Below are 16,914 nucleotides of genomic sequence, written 5' to 3'. Positions count from 1 at the left end.
CAAGGGGGAAGCGTGCCTGCGAGGTTCTGCTGGGTCGGCGAATATTTATCAGACCACTTCCGCTCGTCGACACCCTTGTGCCGCAACTTTTCCGGGAATTGGGGGGATTGCTGGCTGTAGTGGTCGGACCACCTGGGTGATTAGACTGCGGCGCACCCGGCTCCGGCGAGGGGCTGGCGGGGCGAACGGAAGGGGTGGTCCGTGGAGCAGCAGGCGTCCGCGCAGAAGGGCACGGTGACGCAGCGCGCCATCGAGCAGATCAAGGCGATGATCGGCGAGGGGCTCCTGGAGCCGGGCCAACGGCTGCCCACGGAGCGCGATCTGGCCGCCCAGCTCGGCATCTCGCGCAGCTCCATGCGGGAAGCGATCCGCGCGCTGACGGTCCTCGGCGTCCTGGAGGCCCGGCACGGCTCCGGGATCTACGTGACGCAGCTGGAGGCGGGCGACCTCCTGGAGACCTTCGGGGTGGTCGCGGACCTCTCGCGCGGCCCGCGGCTCGTCGAACTCCTGGAAGTCCGGCGGGTGCTGGAGTCCACGGCCACGGCGCTGGCGGCGGCGCGCATCACGGATGACCAACTCACGGTGGTCGAGGGCCATTTGAAGGCGATGGAGGGGACGGACGACCCGGAGGAGATCCTCGCCCACGACCTGGCCTTCCACCGCGAGATCGCGGCGGCCGCGGGCAACGCGACGATGGCGGCGATCCTGGAGGGCCTGTCCTCGCGCACGTTCCGGGCGCGGGTCTGGCGCGGCTACGAACAGCAGGACGCGTTCGCCCGCACGCGCCGCGAGCATGCGCGCATCTACGGGGCACTGGCCTCCCGGGACCCGGAGGCTGCGCGGTCGGCTGCGGCGGGGCATGTGGGGGAGGTGGAGCAGTGGTTGCGGGGGCAGTTGGGGGAGGCTTGAGTCTTCCCCTCCCCGACCCCTCCCCGCCTCTTCCCCGACCCTTCCACGCTCGACGCTCGACGTTCCGACCGCAAGGAGACCCGAGAACCATGTCCGACACCACCCCCGCCGACCTCGTCCTGACCGGCGGCCCCGTGCACACCCTCTCCCCCGCCCGCGCCCGCGCCACCTCGCTCGCCGTGCGCGGGGAGCGCATCGTCGCCGTGGGCCACGACGAGGTGCGCGAGTTGATCGGGCCGCGCACCGAAGTCGTGGACCTGCGCGGCAAGTTGCTGATCCCGGGCTTCCAGGACGCGCACATCCACCCCGTCGGCGGCGGCACAGAGCTGGGCCAGTGCGATCTGAGCGGGGTGACCACGCTCGGCGAGTACCGGGAACGGATCGCCGCGTACGCCCACGCCCACCCGGACGTCGAGTGGATCACCGGGGGCGGCTGGGCGATGGAGGCGTTCCCGGGAGGTCTGCCCACGGCCGCCGAGCTGGACGCCCTCGTACCGGACCGGCCGGTGTATCTGGTCAACCGCGACCACCACGGCGCCTGGGTCAACTCCCGTGCCCTGGCACGCGCCGGCATCGACGCCCGCACCCCCGACCCGTCCGACGGGCGCATCGAGCGGTACGCGGACGGCAAGCCGACCGGCATGCTCCAGGAGGGCGCCGCCAACCTGATCGGCCGACTGCTCCCGCCGCTCACCCTGGACGAGAAGATCGCCGGGCTGCTCCGCGCCCAGGAGCTGCTGCACTCGCTCGGCGTCACGGCCTGGCAGGACGCGATCCTCGGCGCGCACGCCAACCTCACCGACCCCACGGACGCCTACCTCGCGACGGCCGAGGACGGCCGGCTCACGGCGCGCGTGGTGGGCGCGCTGTGGTGGGACCGGGCGCGCGGCACCGAGCAGATCGAGGAGCTGGTGGCGCGGCGCGAGGCGGGCACCCGTGGCCGGCTCCGCTGCTCGACCGTGAAGATCATGCAGGACGGCGTGGCGGAGAACGGCACGGCCGCCCTCCTCGGCCCGTACCTCGACGGCTGCGGCTGCACCTCGGACAACAGCGGCATCAGCTTCGTACCGCCGAAGGAACTCCGTTCGTACGTCACGGAGTTGGACGCCCGGGGCTTCCAGGTGCACTTCCACGCGCTCGGCGACCGTGCCGTGCGGGAGGCGCTCGACGCGGTCGAGGCGGCGCGGGCGGCCAACGGCTTCACGGACACCCGCCCGCACCTGGCGCATCTGCAGGTCGTGCACCCCGACGACATAGGACGGTTCCGTGAGCTCGGCGCGAGCGCCAACATGCAGGCGCTGTGGGCGGCGCACGAGCCGCAGATGGACGACCTGACGATCCCGTTCCTCGGGCCCGAGCGCAGCGGACAGCAGTACCCGTTCGGGGCGCTGCTGCGGTCCGGGGCGACCCTGGCGGCGGGCAGCGACTGGCCGGTGTCCAGCCCCGACCCGCTGCAGGCCCTGCACGTCGCCGTCAACCGCGTCCTGCCCGAAGCCCCGCCCGGCACCCCGGTGTTCCTGCCCGAGCAGCGCATCGACCTGGGCTCGGCGCTCGCCGCGTACACGGCGGGCAGCGCGTACGTGAACCATCTGGACGACGTGACCGGCACGCTCGCGCCCGGCTTCCTCGCGGACTTCGTGGTCCTCGACCAGGATCCGTTCGCGGGCCCGGCCGAGGAGATCGGCGCGACCCGCGTGGAGCAGACGTTCGTGGGCGGGCGACGGGTGTACGCGGCGGGCTGAGCCCTCCTCAGATGCGCGAGCGGTACAGCCGGAACGCGGCGATGCGGGCGCGGGCCCGGGACGCGGTGACCCGGACCCGCCACCGCCGGGCGGAAATCGGCGCGGGCAGCGGCAGGATGCGGCTCGCGCCCATCACCCCCTGCCCGGCGACGGCGGTCCAGTCGCCGTCGACCTCGGCCTCCACCACGTATGCCTCGATCTGCTGGCCGCGCCGGACGTCCTCGGCGAGCCGGATGCGGTTCACCTCGACGGGGCGGCCGAGGTCGAGGGTGCGCGTGCCGGGGCCGTCGGTGACGCGGGCGTCTTCGGCCAGGTCCTCGGGCAGCTCGGCCGCGATGCGCTCGCGGAACTCCCGCAGCCGCGCCACGTCCGCGTCGGGCAGCAGGCCCCGCTGGTCCGGCGGGACGTTCAGCAGGAGCACGGAGTTGCGGCCCACGGAGCGGAACCAGATGTCCGTCAACTGCGCGACGGACTTGGGCTGTTGGTCCTCGTGGTAGAACCAGCCGGGCCGGATCGACACGTCGCACTCGGCGGGCCACCACTGCAGATGCGTGGCGACCTCCCGGGCCTTCAGGAGGGCGTCGCGGCTGCCCTGGTCGGGGGCGTCGTAGGCGAGGGCGTAGTCGGTGCGGCCGTACTCCTTCTCCTTGACCGGTACGACGCTCCACTCGTCCTCGCGGGCCAGGCCGCCCTCGTTGCCGACCCAGCGCACATCGGGCCCGGACACGGCGATCGTGGCGTCCGGGGCGAGTGCGCGGATCAGCGCGTACCAGCTGTCCCAGTCGTATTTCTCCACCTTGTCCGGCGGGATGTGCCCTTGCGCGCCGTCGAACCACACCTCGTCGACGGGGCCGTACTCGGTGAGCACCTCGTACAGCTGGTTGAGCATGTGGGCGCCGTAGTCCGTCGCGGGCAGCGTGAACGTAGGCAGGTCCCGGCCGGTCCGGTCGTCGTCCTCGACGGGGGTGGGGACGGTGTGCTCGGCGCGCGGGCTGCCGTTGGCGTAGACGCCGTGCAGGAACTGGTTCTCGTCGGCGGGCGAGACGTACACGCCGACCTTGATGCCGTGCCGCCGCATCGAGTCGGCGAAGCTCCGCAGCACGTCGCCGCGCCCACCGGCCCAACTGCTCGACGCCACACTGTGGTTGGTGTAGCGCGTCGGGTAGAGCACGAAGCCGTCGTGGTGCTTGACGGTGAGGATGGCGAGCTTGAACCCGCCGTCGCGCAGCGCCCGCGCCCATTGGTCGGTGTCGAGCCCGACCGGCTGGAACAGCTCGGGGCCCTCCTCGCCCGACCCCCATTCGAGCCCGGTGAACGTGTTCACACCGAAGTGCAGGAACGCGGTCTTCTCCAGGGCCTGCCAGGCGAGTTGACGGTCCGTCGGGCGGACGAGCGAGGCCTTCCGGACGAGTTCCTCCGCGCTGTCGCCGGGGCCGATCGGGATGCGGTACGCGGGCTCTCCGGCGGCGGGGGCGGCGTGGGCCGGGGTGAGGGAGGTGCCGGACGCGGCGAGTGCGGTCGCCGTGGTCGCGGTGAGGAAGAGGCGTCGACTGACGGCCATGGGGGCGGACCTCCGGGGGTCGGGTGAGTTCTCCAGGCGGGGCCGGACGGTGCAACGATCCGCGATTCATCGGAGGTCTGATGATTGAGGCGGCGTGTCGCGGTGTCAATGGGCCGCGCAGAAGGGCGAGTTCAGGGAGTCATCGGATGTCATGGGTGCGCAGGGTGGGGAGTGCGACCGCCCCCTGTCCGCGCTCGGGCGGGCCCGCGTACCGTTCCCCTCCCCTAGGGCCTGTCTTCAACCTCCCGTCTGCCCCGCGACGCCATCCGGGCGACGACGGGAGATTGAAGACAGGCCCTAGAGCAACCGCACATCAGCCGTAGGGAGTCGCCGTGACCAGCTGGGCCGGCCGTACCGCCGCCGAGATCGCCGAAGCCGTACGCGAGGGGAAGGTGTCGCCGCGCGAGGTGGTGGCCGACCATCTCGCGCGGATCGACCTGGTGGACGCCCGCGTCGGCGCGTTCCGCACGGTGCGCCGGGCGGCCGCGCTCGACGAGGCGGACGCGGTGGGAGCCCGCGCGGATCTGGCCCGACTCCCCCTGGCGGGCGTGCCCGTGGCAGTCAAGGACAACCTGCCGGTACGGGGCGAGGCCTGCCGCAACGGCTCGGCGGCCACCTCGGCCGAGCCCGCCGCGCGCGACCATCCGACGGTGGCCCGGCTGCGGGCCGCGGGCGCGGTGGTGATCGGCCTGACGAACGTGCCCGAGCTGTGCGTCTTCGGCACGACGGACGGGGTGCACGGCACGGCCCGCAACCCGTGGGACCTGACGCGGAACGCGGGCGGTTCGTCCGGGGGCAGCGCGGCCGCGGTCGCGGCGGGCATGGCGCCGCTCGCCCTCGGCAACGACGGCATGGGCTCGATCCGCATCCCGGCCGCGCACTGCGGGGTCGTCGGCCTCAAGCCGGGCAGCGGCACGGTGCCGAGGGAGCTGGGCGGCGGCTGGTTCGGAATGTCCGAGAACGGCCCCCTCGCGACGACGGTCGAGGACGCCCGCCTGATGCTCGACGTCCTCGCCGACGAGCCCACGCCGCCCGCCACCCTGGACGCACCCCCGCGGATCGCGGTGTCCACGCGCAGCCCGCTGCTCGGAGCACCGGTCACCCACGCGTACGCGACGGCCGCCCGTGAGGCGGGCAAAGTTCTCGCGGGATTGGGCCATTCGGTGGACGCGGAGGACCCTCCGTACCCGCTGTGGCTGGGGACGACGGCGCTCGCGCACTGGTCGGCCGGTACGTACCTCGATGCGGAGGGCCTCGACCGGGACCGGCTCGCGCGGCGCACGCGCGTGCACGCGGCACTCGGGGCGCGCTGCGTGGCGGGGGTGGAGCGCGGGGGGCGCCGGGAGCAGCTGCGGGAGCGGTTCGGCCCGTTCTTCGGGCGGTACGACGTCCTGGTCACGCCCGCGCTCGCGCGCCGGGGGCCGCGCGCGGACGCCTGGCACAAGCGGGGCTGGCTGCACAACGTGCTGACGAACACGCGCTGCTCGCCACTGACGCCGACCTGGAATCTGACGGGATGGCCTGCGCTGACGCTGCCGTTCGGGTGCCTGTCGTCGGGGGTGCCGTGTGCGGTGCAGCTGGTCGGGGCGCCGGGCCGCGAGCGGCAACTGCTGCAGGTGGCGGCGGGATTGGAGGCGTCGCGGCCGTGGCAGCGGACGGCGGAGGTACGGCCGTAGGGCCATACGGGTGACGCGGGGGTCCCGGGCATGCGTCGGGCCCCGCGGACGGGGGTCCGCGGGGCCCGGTGCGATCGGGTCCGGCCCGGGAGGGCCTGTCGATGCCTGAGGGGCGGTCGGCGCCCTGAGGTCAGTCGATGCCCTGAAGGATGTGCGGCTCGGCGAGATCGTCCTCGTACCCCGCGAGCCTGATCGGCGCAGACCTGGCCCACACGTCGAGACTGCCCAGCTCATCGGGCCGGTTCTTGCGCTCGCTGCGTTCCTTCGGGCGTTGATCGCTCTTCGTCTTGTCTGGTGTCACCGCGCACTCCTTATGTGTCGGGTAACCCCCGGTGGCTCCGGCGCGTCCCGATTCCGGGCGCCGCTGACCGTAGGGCTCGATCTGGGCAGTTCGGACGCGGTGGCGCCGGTTCTCGTGCGAGGCTCGCCGGGTGACCGGCTTGCCCCAGGACGGGCCATGGGTGTTGGTGGGACCCCTTTTGGCTGTCCGTTCCGTACAGAGTAACCAAATGAGCGGGCCGCTGCTCGATGGGGCCAAAAGTCGTCCGCTTTATCACCATTCGTCGCATTGATTCGGCCACAATCCACCCCAGGAATCCAGGATTCCCCTGCCAGCAACCGCTGTTGCCGCCCTGCGTTCACACTGTCTTCAGCTTCTCGCCGACCTGGAGTTTCTGCAGTCGCGCGAGGACGGCGGGGTCCTGGACGTCCAGCCAGTCGACGAACTGCCGGAAGGACACCATGCGTACGTCCTTCTTGCCGGCGATCGTCCGGATCGCCTCCTCGACCGCGTCCATGTAGATGCCGCCGTTCCACTCCTCGAAGTGGTTCCCGATGAACAGGGGCGCCCGGTTGGTCTCGTAGGCGCGCTGGAACCCCGCGAGATACGACTCGGTGGCCTGCCGGCGCCAGGCCGGATAGTTGTACGAGGGAGCGCGGGTGGAGTTCTTCGACTGGTTGGCGAGGATGTTGTAGTCCATCGACAGAACCTCGAAGGTGTGGCCGGGGAACGGCATGGCCTGCAGCGGAAGGTCCCAGACGCGCTGCTTCTTCCGGGGCCAGCGCTGCACGCCGCCGGGCGAGGACGCGTCGTAGCGCCAGCCGAGTTCGCGGGCGACGGGCAGCAGGTTCTCCTGGCCGAGCAGGCAGGGGGTGCGGCCGCCGACGAGTTCCTGGTCGTAGTCGAAGGGCAGGGAGGGCAGCTGCGACCAGCCGGTGTGGCTGCGCCAGCGCTGCACGAACCCCTTGGCCTGCTCGATCTCCTCGCGCCAGTGCGCGCTGCTCCAGCGGGCGACGGAACCGCTGCCGCCGCAGAAGTGGCCGTTGAAGTGCGTGCCGATCTCGTGGCCGTCGAGCCAGGCCTGGCGGACGTGGGTCAGGGTCTCCTTGAGGTGCGGGTTGGTGAGGTAGCCGATGTCGGACGCGCCGGCGGGGTTGTTCGGCGGGAGGTAGACGCGCTTCTTCTCCTCCGGCAGCAGATAGAGGCCGGAGAGGAAGAAGGTCATGTGCGCGTCGTGCCCCTTCGCCAGTTCGAGGAAGCGCGGGAAGAGACCGTTGCCGACCTCGCCCGCACCGTCCCAGGAGAAGACGACGAACTGCGGCGGCGTCTCGCCCGGCTCCAGCGGCACCGGCTTTCCGGGCTGGTGGGGCTGACGGCCGGTGTACGCGGTGGAGCCGTCACCGATCAGCCGCGGGGCGCGCGGGGCGCCTTGAGCCGGTCCGCCCCCGTGCCGGGGCGCGGGCGGGTCATCGGTGCCGCAGCCCGCGAGCCCGACCCCCGCTGCGGCCGCGGCCGCGCCAACTCCCAGGCCAAGCAACTCTCTTCGGCCCACCGCACGCATGCCTCACTCCGTTCCCTTGGCTCACAGTCGCCCCATCTGTTGACCGAATAAAGATGTACTAATCAGGCAAAATGGGCTCTTTACCTGGTTCGGCCTAGGGCGCGGGGAGTGGAGGTGGACGCACGCGCGAGGGCCGGTGCCGCATCAGCAGTGCGGCACCGGCCCTCGCGCGTTCGTTTTCCGTCTTCAGCTCTCGTGGACGCCTCGGCGGCGTACCCGAGGAACCGTGGCAGTCACGGCTCCCGTCACCCGGGCGACCGGCATGAGCGCCGCCGCCGCACGCGCCGAGGCCCGTGCTATCGCTTGCATCAACAACTCCCCTTTTCCTCCGCACAGATGACCGTTTCTGACGTCCCACCAGAAACTGGTCCGACGCCGGGAAACGCTAGGCGCGGCCCGGGCGGGTCGCGCGGCGGGGAGGGCCAGAAGGGGTGCCGCACGGCGTGTCGCGTACCCCACATGGCTCAGCTGCGCTCGCCCGCGCGATCCGGGTCGGGTGTACGGGGTTAACGCCGCGTTGGTCGAACCGTCAGGCGGGCATGGTGTGCTGCAGCACCGGCACCGAGCCCGGAGGGAGCCGCGCATGGAGCCATGGAGGGCGCCGCAGAGAGCGCCGCGGACCGTCGACGAGCTGATGCAACTCCTGTACTCCGGCCGAGGCGTGTACGGCGCGCCCGACCGCTGCGACGCACCGGCCGACCTGCTAGACCACGCCCTGCGGACCGCGGCCCTGCTGCGCCGCTCCCGCCCCAGCGACAAGGAGTTGCAGGTCGCGGGCCTGCTCCAGGACATCGAGCTGTTGCTGCACCCCGGCGGCGCCGGCCACGCGGACTCCGTGGACGCCGCCGCCGACGCCATGCACAGCCTGCTCGGCGGCCGGGTCGCCCGTCTCGTACGCCTCCATGTGCACGCCGAGCGGTATCTCGCGGCGGTGGAGCCGGGCCGGGCGCTGCCCGCGTCGAGCGCGCGCCGGGTCGCCGAGCGGGGCGGGCCCATGTCGGCGCCGGAGGCGGACGCGTTCGTACGGGATCCGCTCGCCGAGGAGGCGGTGGCGCTGCGGCAGGCCGCGGAGGCGGCGCAGGTGGTGGAGCTCGACGCGGGGGTCCTGGAGGACTGGCGGCCCGTCCTCGAACTCCTGGCAGCGGGGCATGCGCTGCTGCCGCCGGGGGTGGGGGTGCGGTCTTCGTACCCGGTGCCGGGGGTTGTGCATCACTGAGGGGCCGAGCCCCAGGGAAGGGGAAGGGGCGGGGAGGGGAAGAGCCCCCTCAACCCGCCCCCCGCGCCTACCACTTGGAGATCGCGTAGTCCTTCAGGAACACCCCGTACAGGTCCTCGCCGTGCTCGCCGCGCACCACCGGATCGTAGACGCGGGCCGCGCCGTCGATCAGGTCGAGGGGGGCGTGGAAGCCCTCCTCGGCGAGGCGGAGCTTGTCGTAGTGCGGGCGCTCGTCGGTGATCCAGCCGGTGTCGACCGAGGTCATCAGGATCTGGTCGGCCTGGAACATCTCCTGGCCGCTGGTGCGCGTCACCATGTTCATCGCGGCCTTCGCGGCGTTGGTGTTGGGGTGCCCCGCGCCCTTGTAGCCGCGGCTGAAGACGCCCTCCATCGCGGATACGTTGACGACGTACGCGCGGCCGCTCTCCGCCTTCTTCGCAGCCTCGGCCATGGCCGGGCGCAGCTTGGAGATGAGGATGAACGGCGCGGTGTAGTTGCAGAGTTGGGTCTCCAGGAGCTCCACCGGGGAGATCTGCTCGATGGTCTGCACCCAGGTGTTGGTGTCGACGACGTCGGGGACGAGTCCGCCCGCGTCTATGGCGGTGCCTGCGACGTGCCGTTCCAGGCTCGCGTTGCCCGCGACCAGGGCGAGGTCGGCGACCTGCTGCGCGTCCATGCCGCTGATGCCGACGGGCAGCGCGGCCAGTCCGTCGACCGCGCCGGAGCCGAAGGCGCCGATGACGTGGTGGGCGGGCAGCTCACCGGCGGGCAGCGGCGCGCTCTCGCCGTCGACGAGGGCGGCGTACGCGGAGGGCAGGCGGCGTACGGTCTGCGTCGCGTTGTTGATCAGGATGTCGAGGGGGCCCTGCTCGGCGACCTGGTCGGCGAGGGCGACGGCCTGGGCGGGGTCGCGCAGGTCTATGCCGACGACCTCCAGGCGGTGCATCCAGTCCGCCGAGTCGTCCATGGCCTTGAAGCGGCGGATGGCGTCCTTGGGGAAGCGCGTGGTGATCGTGGTGTGCGCGCCGTCGCGGAGCAGGCGCAGCGCGATGTACATGCCGATCTTGGCGCGGCCGCCGGTGAGCAGGGCGCGCTTGCCGCTGAGGTCGGCGCGGGCGTCGCGCTTGGCGCGGTTCTCGGCGGCGCACTTCTGGCAGAGCTGGTGGTAGAACGCGTCGACCTCGACGTACCGCGTCTTGCACGTGTAGCAGGAGCGGGGGCGCTGGAGTATCCCGGCGATCTCGCCGGCCGTCGAGGAGGAGGGCAGTAGGCCCTGCGTCTCGTCGTCGATGCGCTCGGCGGAACCGGTGGCGGTGGCCTCGGTGACGGCCTTGTCGTGGGCGGTCTTGGCGGCCCGGCGTTCCTGGCGGCGGCGCTGCTTCACGGTGCGGTAGATGCCGGCGGTGGCGCGGCGCACGAGAATCGCGTCGGGGTGGTCGACCTCCAGCTTGTCGAGTTCGTCGAGCACGCTGAGGCAGACGGCCAGCCGCTCGGGGTCGATCCCCGGACCGTACGTCTGGCTCTCGTCCGCCGCCTCGGGGGCAACCGTCATGGCCGTTTCCTCGTGCTCGCTCAGGCCCCGCGCGCGGGGCGCGGCGGGGTCGCAGGAAGTTCCAAAGAGGAGACTTTACGTAGGTGCGGGACGGTTGGACAAACCTCACGACATGGCGCGGGTACGGGGATGAGCTCCCCGTACCCGCGCCGTTGCTGTGCGTGCCGATTTATCCCCGAGGCCGCCGTCCGCTACCGCGCCCCGTCCGCCGCCTCCCCCAGCTCCGCGATCTCCGCCCGCAGGGCTTCTGCCAGGTGGTCCAGGTCCGGGACTGCCTCCGCGTCGGCGATGAGGCCGTAGTGGACATTGCCGCGGTACGTGGAGACCGCGACCGCGAGGGACTGGCCCTGGGCGAGGGGGGCGAAGGGGTAGACGGCGGTCAGCGGGCAGCCGCCGAGGCGCAGGCCGATGCCGGGGAGCGGGACGCTCGTGACGAGGATGTCGAAGAGGAGGCGGGCGGCCTGGGCGACGACGGGGCCGCCGAGCCGGTGGCCGACGGGCGGCACGTGGTCGGCGAGCAGGGCGACGGCGCCCGCGCCGCGGTTCGGGCCCGCCTCCTTGTTGCGGTCCATGGCGGTACGGACCAGGCGCAGCCGCTCCAGCGGGTCGGGCTCGGCGACGGGGAGCCGGATCAGATAGCCGGAGAGGCGGTTGCCGCCGGGGTGGGCGTCGCGCGGGCGGCGGCGGGACACGGGGATCAGGGCGCGGGGGCGGACGCCGTCGCCGCTCTCGCCGCGCCCGGTCAGCCAGCGCCGCAGGGCGCCCGCGACCGCCGCGATCAGGACGTCGTTGACGGTGCCGCCGGTGCCCTTGCGGATGCGGTGGATGTCGTCGATGTCGACGACGACGCCGGCCGTGCGGCGCGTACCCGTGGCGTCGGCGGTGAGGGCCGGGGCCGTGTCGAGGAAGCCCAGGGTGGCGAGGGCGACGGACGCCCCGATGTCCAGGGCCTGGCCGACCTCGCCGACGCGGCGGCGGAGCAGGTCCAGGGTGCCCGCGAGGTCGGGGACGCGCGGGCCGGGGCCGGTGGCGGGCGCGGGGGCCGGCTTCGGCCGGCGGGGTGCCGCCTCCGGCAGCGGGTCCATGACGCCCGCGGCGAGCGTGAGCGCGCGCAGCCCGTCCGCGAGGGCGTGGTGGAACTTGAAGAGGACCGCGAAGGAGGTGCCGTCCTCGTCGGGCAGGACGTGCACCTCCCACGGCGGCCGTGCGCGGTTCAGGGGCCGTTCCATCAGCTCGCCCGCCGCCGCGTGGAAGTCCCGGGCCACGCAGGCGAGATGCACGTGCCGGGCGGGGTCGAAGTGGGCGTCCTCGGCGCGTACGGCGCCGCCGAACGGCGGCCACGCGTCGCGGATGCGCATCCGCAGGCCCGGTACGGCCACGGAACGGGTGGCGAGGAGTTCGGCCGCGTGCCGGGCGGCCCCAGGGGAGTCGGCGGCGAAGATGCCGAGCGCGCCGAGGTGCATGGGGTGGCGGTCGGACTCGATGTTCCAGAAGGCCAGGTCGAGGGGGGCGAGCAGGTCAGAGGTCATGGCTTGCTCTCGCGTCGGCAACGGGGAGCCCGAGTCAACCCCGGGCTGACGACTACGGTCAAGCACGTTCAGGACACGCAGCGTTACGAGCAGATTAAGCCTTGGCACGCCGGTCGGCACATGGCTCGACGGGGAGCCTGGTCAGCGGCCGGGGCTCGGCTCGCCGCGCGTCAACGCGGCGACCGCGTTCACCCCGGCACATGCAAGGCGGCTCGTCGGCCCTCTCGCACCTCGGCCGGATCCGCACCCTTGCAGGGCTTTCGCAACTGTTTGACATCTCTTGGGTCCTAGACTCGGGCGGTGCCTGAGCAGGGGGAGGAAAGGCCAGGGGGAGGAAAGGCATGGACACGGTCATCGTGCAGCTGCCCGAGGAGCCGTCGGCAGGACCCGGAAGCGGCCGGCCGGGCAGGCCCCGGCTGCTCCGTCTCGGCCCCGGCGACACCGCGGACTTCGGTCGCGGGGCCCCGGACGTACCGGTTCCGGTGGCTCTCGACGATCCGGCGGTGTCCCGCAGAGCGGGCCAGATCGTGGCGGCGGAGGACTACTGGCGGCTGTCCAACTTCAGCCGTACGTCGACGTATGTCGTGGAGAACCTGGAGGGCGCCGGCGAGCATGTGAAGGTCGCGCCCGGGCGGGTGGGCGCGCCGGTGCCGTTCGAGTTCTCGCGGGTGCTGCTGCCGGGCACGGACGGCGAGGCGGCGTTCAAGGTGTTCGCGCCGGAGCACGCGTACGTGGACGGCGCCGCGCCGGGGGAGGTGGCGTTTCCGCTGATAGGGGAGCCGACGACCAGCCCGTTCGCGCTCGATCCGACGTCGAAGTACTTCCTGGTGCTGCTCGCCCTGTGCGAGCCGCGGCTGCGGCAGCCGTCGAGCGCCGCGGTGCCGGGGGTGGGCGAGGTGGTGGAGAAGCTGCGCGGGGTGGACGGGTGTGCGGAGCTGACCCGTTCGGCGGTCAACTACCACATCGACTACCTGACTTCGGTCAAGCTGCGGCTCCGCGAGCAGCGCGAGGACGGTGCGGATGTGACCGGCGCGGGCGGTCAACTCGGCGGCAAGCGCGAAGAGTTGGTGGCGTTCGCGCTCCGCTTCGACCTGGTGCGCGAGGAGCATCTGCCGCTGCTGTCCCACCGCCCCCGCCCCGCGGTGCCCGCCCAGGGCCCGGCGTAAGGCCACGCGGCGCATGGGACTCGGCAGCACTCCCCCGATCGACGTTCCGGACGGGTACCGCGTGGGGCCCTGGCGCATCAACGGGCCGATCGGGTCGGGGAGTTGGGGCAGCGTGTACGCGGCCGAGCACGGTGCGGACGGTACGCGCGCGGCCGTGAAGTTCCTCCGGACCGACCTGCTGACGCCGGGTCAGCGCGGCGGCATGGAGGAGCTGGTCGCGCGCGAGGTGCGGTTCAGCCTGGAGGCGGACCATCCGAACCTGGTCCGCACGCACGCGGCGCACACCGTACGCGATCGGGACCGGCCCGAGCTCGACGGCCTGACGGCCCTGGTCATGGATCGCGCCGAGCACAATCTCCAGGAACTCCTCACCGCAGAGCCCGGCGGGCCGGGGCCGCTGCCGTCGGCGGAGCGGATCCTGGAGGGCGTGGCGGCGGGGCTTGCCCATCTGCACGGGCGCGGCTGGGTGCACGGCGACCTGAAACCGGCCAACGTGCTGCTCGCGTACGACGGTTCGGTGTGGCTTGCGGACTTCGGGCTGACCGCGGAGCTGGACGGCACGCACGCGTACGTACCGCCGCTCGGCACGCTCGATCACGTACCGCCCGAGTGGTGGTCGGAGCGGACGGGCGCGCAGGGCACGAAGGTGCGGCCCTCGGCGGACATCTGGGCGTTCGGAGTGGTGGCGCACCAGGTGCTGAGCGGTGGGCTGCACCCCTTCCCGGGCTCGACGGCCCGCGCCCGCGCGCTGGCCGCGCAGGCGTACGCGCGCGGCGGCGCCCCGCTCCGGCTCGACGAGTCGGTGCCGCAGGCCTGGCGGGAGCTGATCGCCGCGTGCCTGCGACCGGACCATGGCTCGCGGTCCCGGATGGACAGCGCGCAACTGGCTTCGCGTGTGCGGGAGTTGGCGGGGCCTGGGCGTCGTTCGGGGCGCCGCGTCCGAGGTCGGCGGGGTCGGCAGATGGCTGTGCTGCTCGCCGCGGCCGCGACGGTACTGGCGGCGGCCACGGGCTCCGGACTCCTCCCGCTGACCGAGCAAACCGACAACTCCGCTCCCACGGACGGGCGTTCGCGGCAGCCGCCGGTCTCCGCGCAGAGCCTCTCCGACCGCGCCGACGTGCCGCGCGCCCTGCGGCCCCACATCACGAACACGGCGATGCGCTGCGCCGACGAGGCGGTCACGCCCGCCCTGATCGCGGCGATCCTCAAGGCGGAGAGCGACTTCGACGTCGACGCGCACCGCGTACGGCGCGGCAAGGACGGTATCGAGGTGCCGGAGCACGGGGTGGCGATGTGGACGCCCGAGGTGTTCCGCGCCTGGGCGAAGGACGGCGACGGGGACGGCCGCACCGACTACATGAACCCGCCGGACGCGATCGCGACGTTGGGCTCGTACCTCTGCTACCTCGCCGGCACGTTCCGCGAGCACGGGATGACGGCGGACATCCAGTCCTTGATGGCAGCCGCGTACCGCACGAGCGGCAAGGTCGTCCGGGCGGAGGGCGGGGTGCCTGAGCGGACTCGGGGGCATGTCGGGCGGGTGAGGAAGTACCTGGCGGCGTACGCCGAGTGAGGCCCTGACATCCGTCAGGTACCCCTCCCCCGCCCCACCCCCCATCGTGGAACACGTAAGGACGACGGGCCCCGGCAGACCGCCGAGAGGCAGTACGGGGACTCGTCGTACGGGGACCATCCAGTACGGGGAAGGAACATCATCATGCGTATCAACGGGGTCAAGAAGGCTCTTGCCGGGTTTGCCGTCGCCGCCGCCACCGTCGGGGCCGTGGCCGCCACCACCGGGTCCGCGCAGGCGTCCGCTCCTGGGGCGAAGGCCGTGCCCGCGGCCGCGCAGGAGGCCCAGGCGCGCGTCTGCACCGTCAACGACAACGGCGTCAACTTCCGTGGCGGGCCCGGTCCTGAGTACCCGGTGCTCGGCCAGGTGAACCGGGGCCAGAAGATGGACGCGATCGGCGTCCAGGGCGTCTGGGTGCACGGCAACCTGCACGGCGGCCACACCGGTGTCTGGATCCACACCGCGTACCTCGACAACTGCTGAGGTCCGCAAGGAACTTCGGGCCCGCACCCCTGGGCGAGGGGGTGCGGGCCCGAACCATGTGCGGTTCCTTCCCAGGTGTCAGCAGCGCATCGACGCCGGGTCCGCCGCCTCCGCGATCAGCTTCTCGTGGGCCGCCTTGAGCGCCGCCACATCGGGTTTCATCACCTTCCTGTCGTAGGTGAGGAGTCCGTTCAACTCCCCTTCCACGTCCGTGATCTGCGTGTAGACCGCCCCGTTGCTGCCCTTGCAGGCGAGGTCGCGGACCTGGGAGAGGAGCTCCAGATATGCGTCGGTGTACTTGTCGCGTTCGACGCCCACATACGTGTGGCGTACGGGCCAGGCGTGGCCGGGGACCGCGAGGCCGAGGCCGCCGTACTCGCCGCTGACCAGGGCACGCTTCCCGTCGGGCTCGGGCAGTTGCGGGCTCGGGTAGCCGTGCGCGTCGGCGATGTCGCCGTTGCCGCCGTCGACGGCGCCGCAGCAGTTGAGTCCTTCTACGCGGCGCGGGAACGGGGGAAGCGATGAATCGCGTTGACTCGCTGGATCGGGGGAAGCGATGACCGCCACCCGTACGGAGGCCGCCGTGGCCGGGCCCCTGGCCTCCGACGAACCCCTGGGCGCGAGCCGCGGCGAACGGCTCACCGCCCTCGCCCAGCAACACGGCGCGCTCGTCGCCCTGTTGGTGCTCTCCGCGGTAGCGAGCGTCGGCTTCGACTCGTTCCTGACCGGCGACAACCTGGAGAACATGGCGGTGTCCTCGGCGTTCCTCGCCGTGGTCGCGCTCGGCATGACCTTCGTCATCGTCACCGGCGGCATCGACCTGTCGGTGGGCTCCCTGTTCGCGCTCGGCGGGGTGCTCGCGGCCTGGGGTTCGCAGTACGGCACGCTCGTCGCGCTCGCCCTGCCGCTCGCGGTGTGCGGGTTGATCGGCCTGGTCAACGGGCTGCTGATCGCGCGGACCCGGCTCGCCCCGTTCATCGTCACGCTCGCGGCGATGCTGCTCGCGCGCGGTGTCCTGCTCGCGGTCACCGACGAGGGCTCCACCACGTATCTCGTCGACGAGTCCGCGTTCTTCGCCCGCCTCGGCCAGGAGAAGCTGCTCGGTGTCGGCCTGCCGGTGTGGATCACGGCCCTGCTGTTCGTCGCGGGCGCCCTTGTGCTGCGCCGCACGCGCTTCGGGCAGTACGTGTACGCGGTGGGCGGCAACGAGGACGCGGCGGCGCTGATGGGGGCGCCCGTGGCCCGTACGAAGGTCGCCGTCTACACGCTGTCGGGGCTGTGCGCGGGCTTCGCCGGTGCGCTGAACGCGGCCTGGCTGGTGTCGGGCGTGACGATCCTCGGCAGCGGCATGGAGCTGGAGGCGATCGCGGCCGTGGTGATCGGCGGGACGCTGCTCTCGGGCGGCTTCGGCTTCATCAGCGGCTCGCTGGTCGGGGTGCTGCTTCTGAAGGTGATCCAGAACGTCATCAACCAGATCGGTTCGCTGGATTCTGCTTACCAGCAGGTGGTGAGTGGGGCGTTTCTGGCGGTTGTGGTGATCGCGCAGACGTGGTTGGGGCGGAGGCGGCGGATGGTGTAGGGGGCGCCGGGCTGATTTTTGCCCCGGAGGGGCGGGTCTTTTAAGGGGCGCGGGGAACTGCGCGACCAGCCACGACGGCGCCGCAGA

The 16,914-nt window shown here is 72.4% G+C and carries 13 protein-coding genes and 1 pseudogene; 8 read left to right on the top strand and 6 right to left on the bottom strand.

Going from position 1 to position 16,914, the window contains the following annotated elements; translation table 11 throughout:
* Positions 1-201 precede the first annotated feature (201 nt).
* Positions 202-909, top strand: a complete 708-nt coding sequence (locus tag RCO28_RS21460; protein WP_308942802.1) for an FCD domain-containing protein — start codon at positions 202-204, stop codon at positions 907-909.
* An 89-nt stretch (positions 910-998) separates the two neighbouring features.
* Positions 999-2,651 (top strand): amidohydrolase, encoded by a 1,653-nt coding sequence (locus RCO28_RS21455; protein ID WP_308942801.1) that lies wholly within the window; start codon positions 999-1,001, stop codon positions 2,649-2,651.
* A gap of 7 nt (positions 2,652-2,658) precedes the next feature.
* Here the strand turns inward: RCO28_RS21455 and RCO28_RS21450 are convergent, their stop codons facing one another.
* Positions 2,659-4,212 carry an alpha-L-fucosidase gene (locus RCO28_RS21450; RefSeq protein ID WP_308942800.1) on the bottom strand — a complete coding sequence of 518 codons (1,554 nt, stop codon included), beginning with the start codon at positions 4,210-4,212 and terminating at the stop codon, positions 2,659-2,661.
* A gap of 332 nt (positions 4,213-4,544) precedes the next feature.
* Here RCO28_RS21450 and RCO28_RS21445 point away from each other — a divergent pair, with 332 nt between their 5' ends.
* Positions 4,545-5,888: an amidase gene (locus tag RCO28_RS21445; RefSeq protein WP_308942799.1), complete on the top strand. Its 1,344-nt coding sequence runs from the start codon at positions 4,545-4,547 to the stop codon at positions 5,886-5,888.
* A 130-nt stretch (positions 5,889-6,018) separates the two neighbouring features.
* On the opposite strand, the gene RCO28_RS21440 is transcribed toward RCO28_RS21445, so the two are convergent.
* A complete protein-coding gene (locus RCO28_RS21440; protein WP_308942798.1) occupies positions 6,019-6,189 on the bottom strand; it encodes a hypothetical protein in 171 nt (56 codons plus the stop codon).
* A gap of 337 nt (positions 6,190-6,526) precedes the next feature.
* A complete protein-coding gene (locus RCO28_RS21435; RefSeq protein ID WP_308942797.1) occupies positions 6,527-7,729 on the bottom strand; it encodes a hypothetical protein in 1,203 nt (400 codons plus the stop codon).
* Between the two features lie 583 nt (positions 7,730-8,312).
* On the opposite strand from RCO28_RS21435, the gene RCO28_RS21430 reads away from it, so the two are divergent.
* The gene (locus RCO28_RS21430; protein WP_308942796.1) at positions 8,313-8,945 is read left to right on the top strand and encodes a metal-dependent phosphohydrolase; all 633 of its coding nucleotides are present in this window, start codon (positions 8,313-8,315) and stop codon (positions 8,943-8,945) included.
* A 67-nt stretch (positions 8,946-9,012) separates the two neighbouring features.
* On the opposite strand, the gene RCO28_RS21425 is transcribed toward RCO28_RS21430, so the two are convergent.
* Together RCO28_RS21425 and RCO28_RS21420 are read right to left on the bottom strand one after the other, a co-directional pair.
* The gene (locus RCO28_RS21425) at positions 9,013-10,497 is read right to left on the bottom strand and encodes an SDR family NAD(P)-dependent oxidoreductase (protein WP_308942795.1); all 1,485 of its coding nucleotides are present in this window, start codon (positions 10,495-10,497) and stop codon (positions 9,013-9,015) included.
* A 191-nt stretch (positions 10,498-10,688) separates the two neighbouring features.
* Positions 10,689-12,026, bottom strand: a complete 1,338-nt coding sequence (locus RCO28_RS21420; protein WP_308942794.1) for a wax ester/triacylglycerol synthase family O-acyltransferase — start codon at positions 12,024-12,026, stop codon at positions 10,689-10,691.
* A gap of 341 nt (positions 12,027-12,367) precedes the next feature.
* Between RCO28_RS21420 and RCO28_RS21415 the strand changes: the two genes are divergently transcribed.
* The 3 genes from RCO28_RS21415 (at position 12,368) to RCO28_RS21405 (ending at position 15,248) form a co-directional block, all read left to right on the top strand.
* The gene (locus tag RCO28_RS21415) at positions 12,368-13,192 is read left to right on the top strand and encodes a serine/threonine protein kinase (protein WP_308942793.1); all 825 of its coding nucleotides are present in this window, start codon (positions 12,368-12,370) and stop codon (positions 13,190-13,192) included.
* Positions 13,193-13,205: 13 nt separating this feature from the next.
* Entirely contained in the window at positions 13,206-14,765 is a 1,560-nt protein-coding gene (locus RCO28_RS21410) for a serine/threonine-protein kinase (protein ID WP_308942792.1), read from the top strand.
* A 144-nt stretch (positions 14,766-14,909) separates the two neighbouring features.
* Positions 14,910-15,248 carry an SH3 domain-containing protein gene (locus RCO28_RS21405; RefSeq protein WP_308942791.1) on the top strand — a complete coding sequence of 113 codons (339 nt, stop codon included), beginning with the start codon at positions 14,910-14,912 and terminating at the stop codon, positions 15,246-15,248.
* A gap of 78 nt (positions 15,249-15,326) precedes the next feature.
* Here the strand turns inward: RCO28_RS21405 and RCO28_RS21400 are convergent.
* Positions 15,327-15,746 (bottom strand): annotated as a pseudogene (locus RCO28_RS21400) (glycoside hydrolase family 2); the annotation flags it as partial.
* A 58-nt stretch (positions 15,747-15,804) separates the two neighbouring features.
* Here RCO28_RS21400 and RCO28_RS21395 point away from each other — a divergent pair.
* Positions 15,805-16,827: an ABC transporter permease gene (locus tag RCO28_RS21395; RefSeq protein ID WP_308942790.1), complete on the top strand. Its 1,023-nt coding sequence runs from the start codon at positions 15,805-15,807 to the stop codon at positions 16,825-16,827.
* Positions 16,828-16,914 lie beyond the last annotated feature (87 nt).

Source organism: Streptomyces sp. LHD-70 (genome assembly GCF_031157275.1).
In the GTDB taxonomy this organism is placed as follows: domain Bacteria; phylum Actinomycetota; class Actinomycetes; order Streptomycetales; family Streptomycetaceae; genus Streptomyces.
This window is presented reverse-complemented; position numbering and strand designations above follow the sequence as displayed.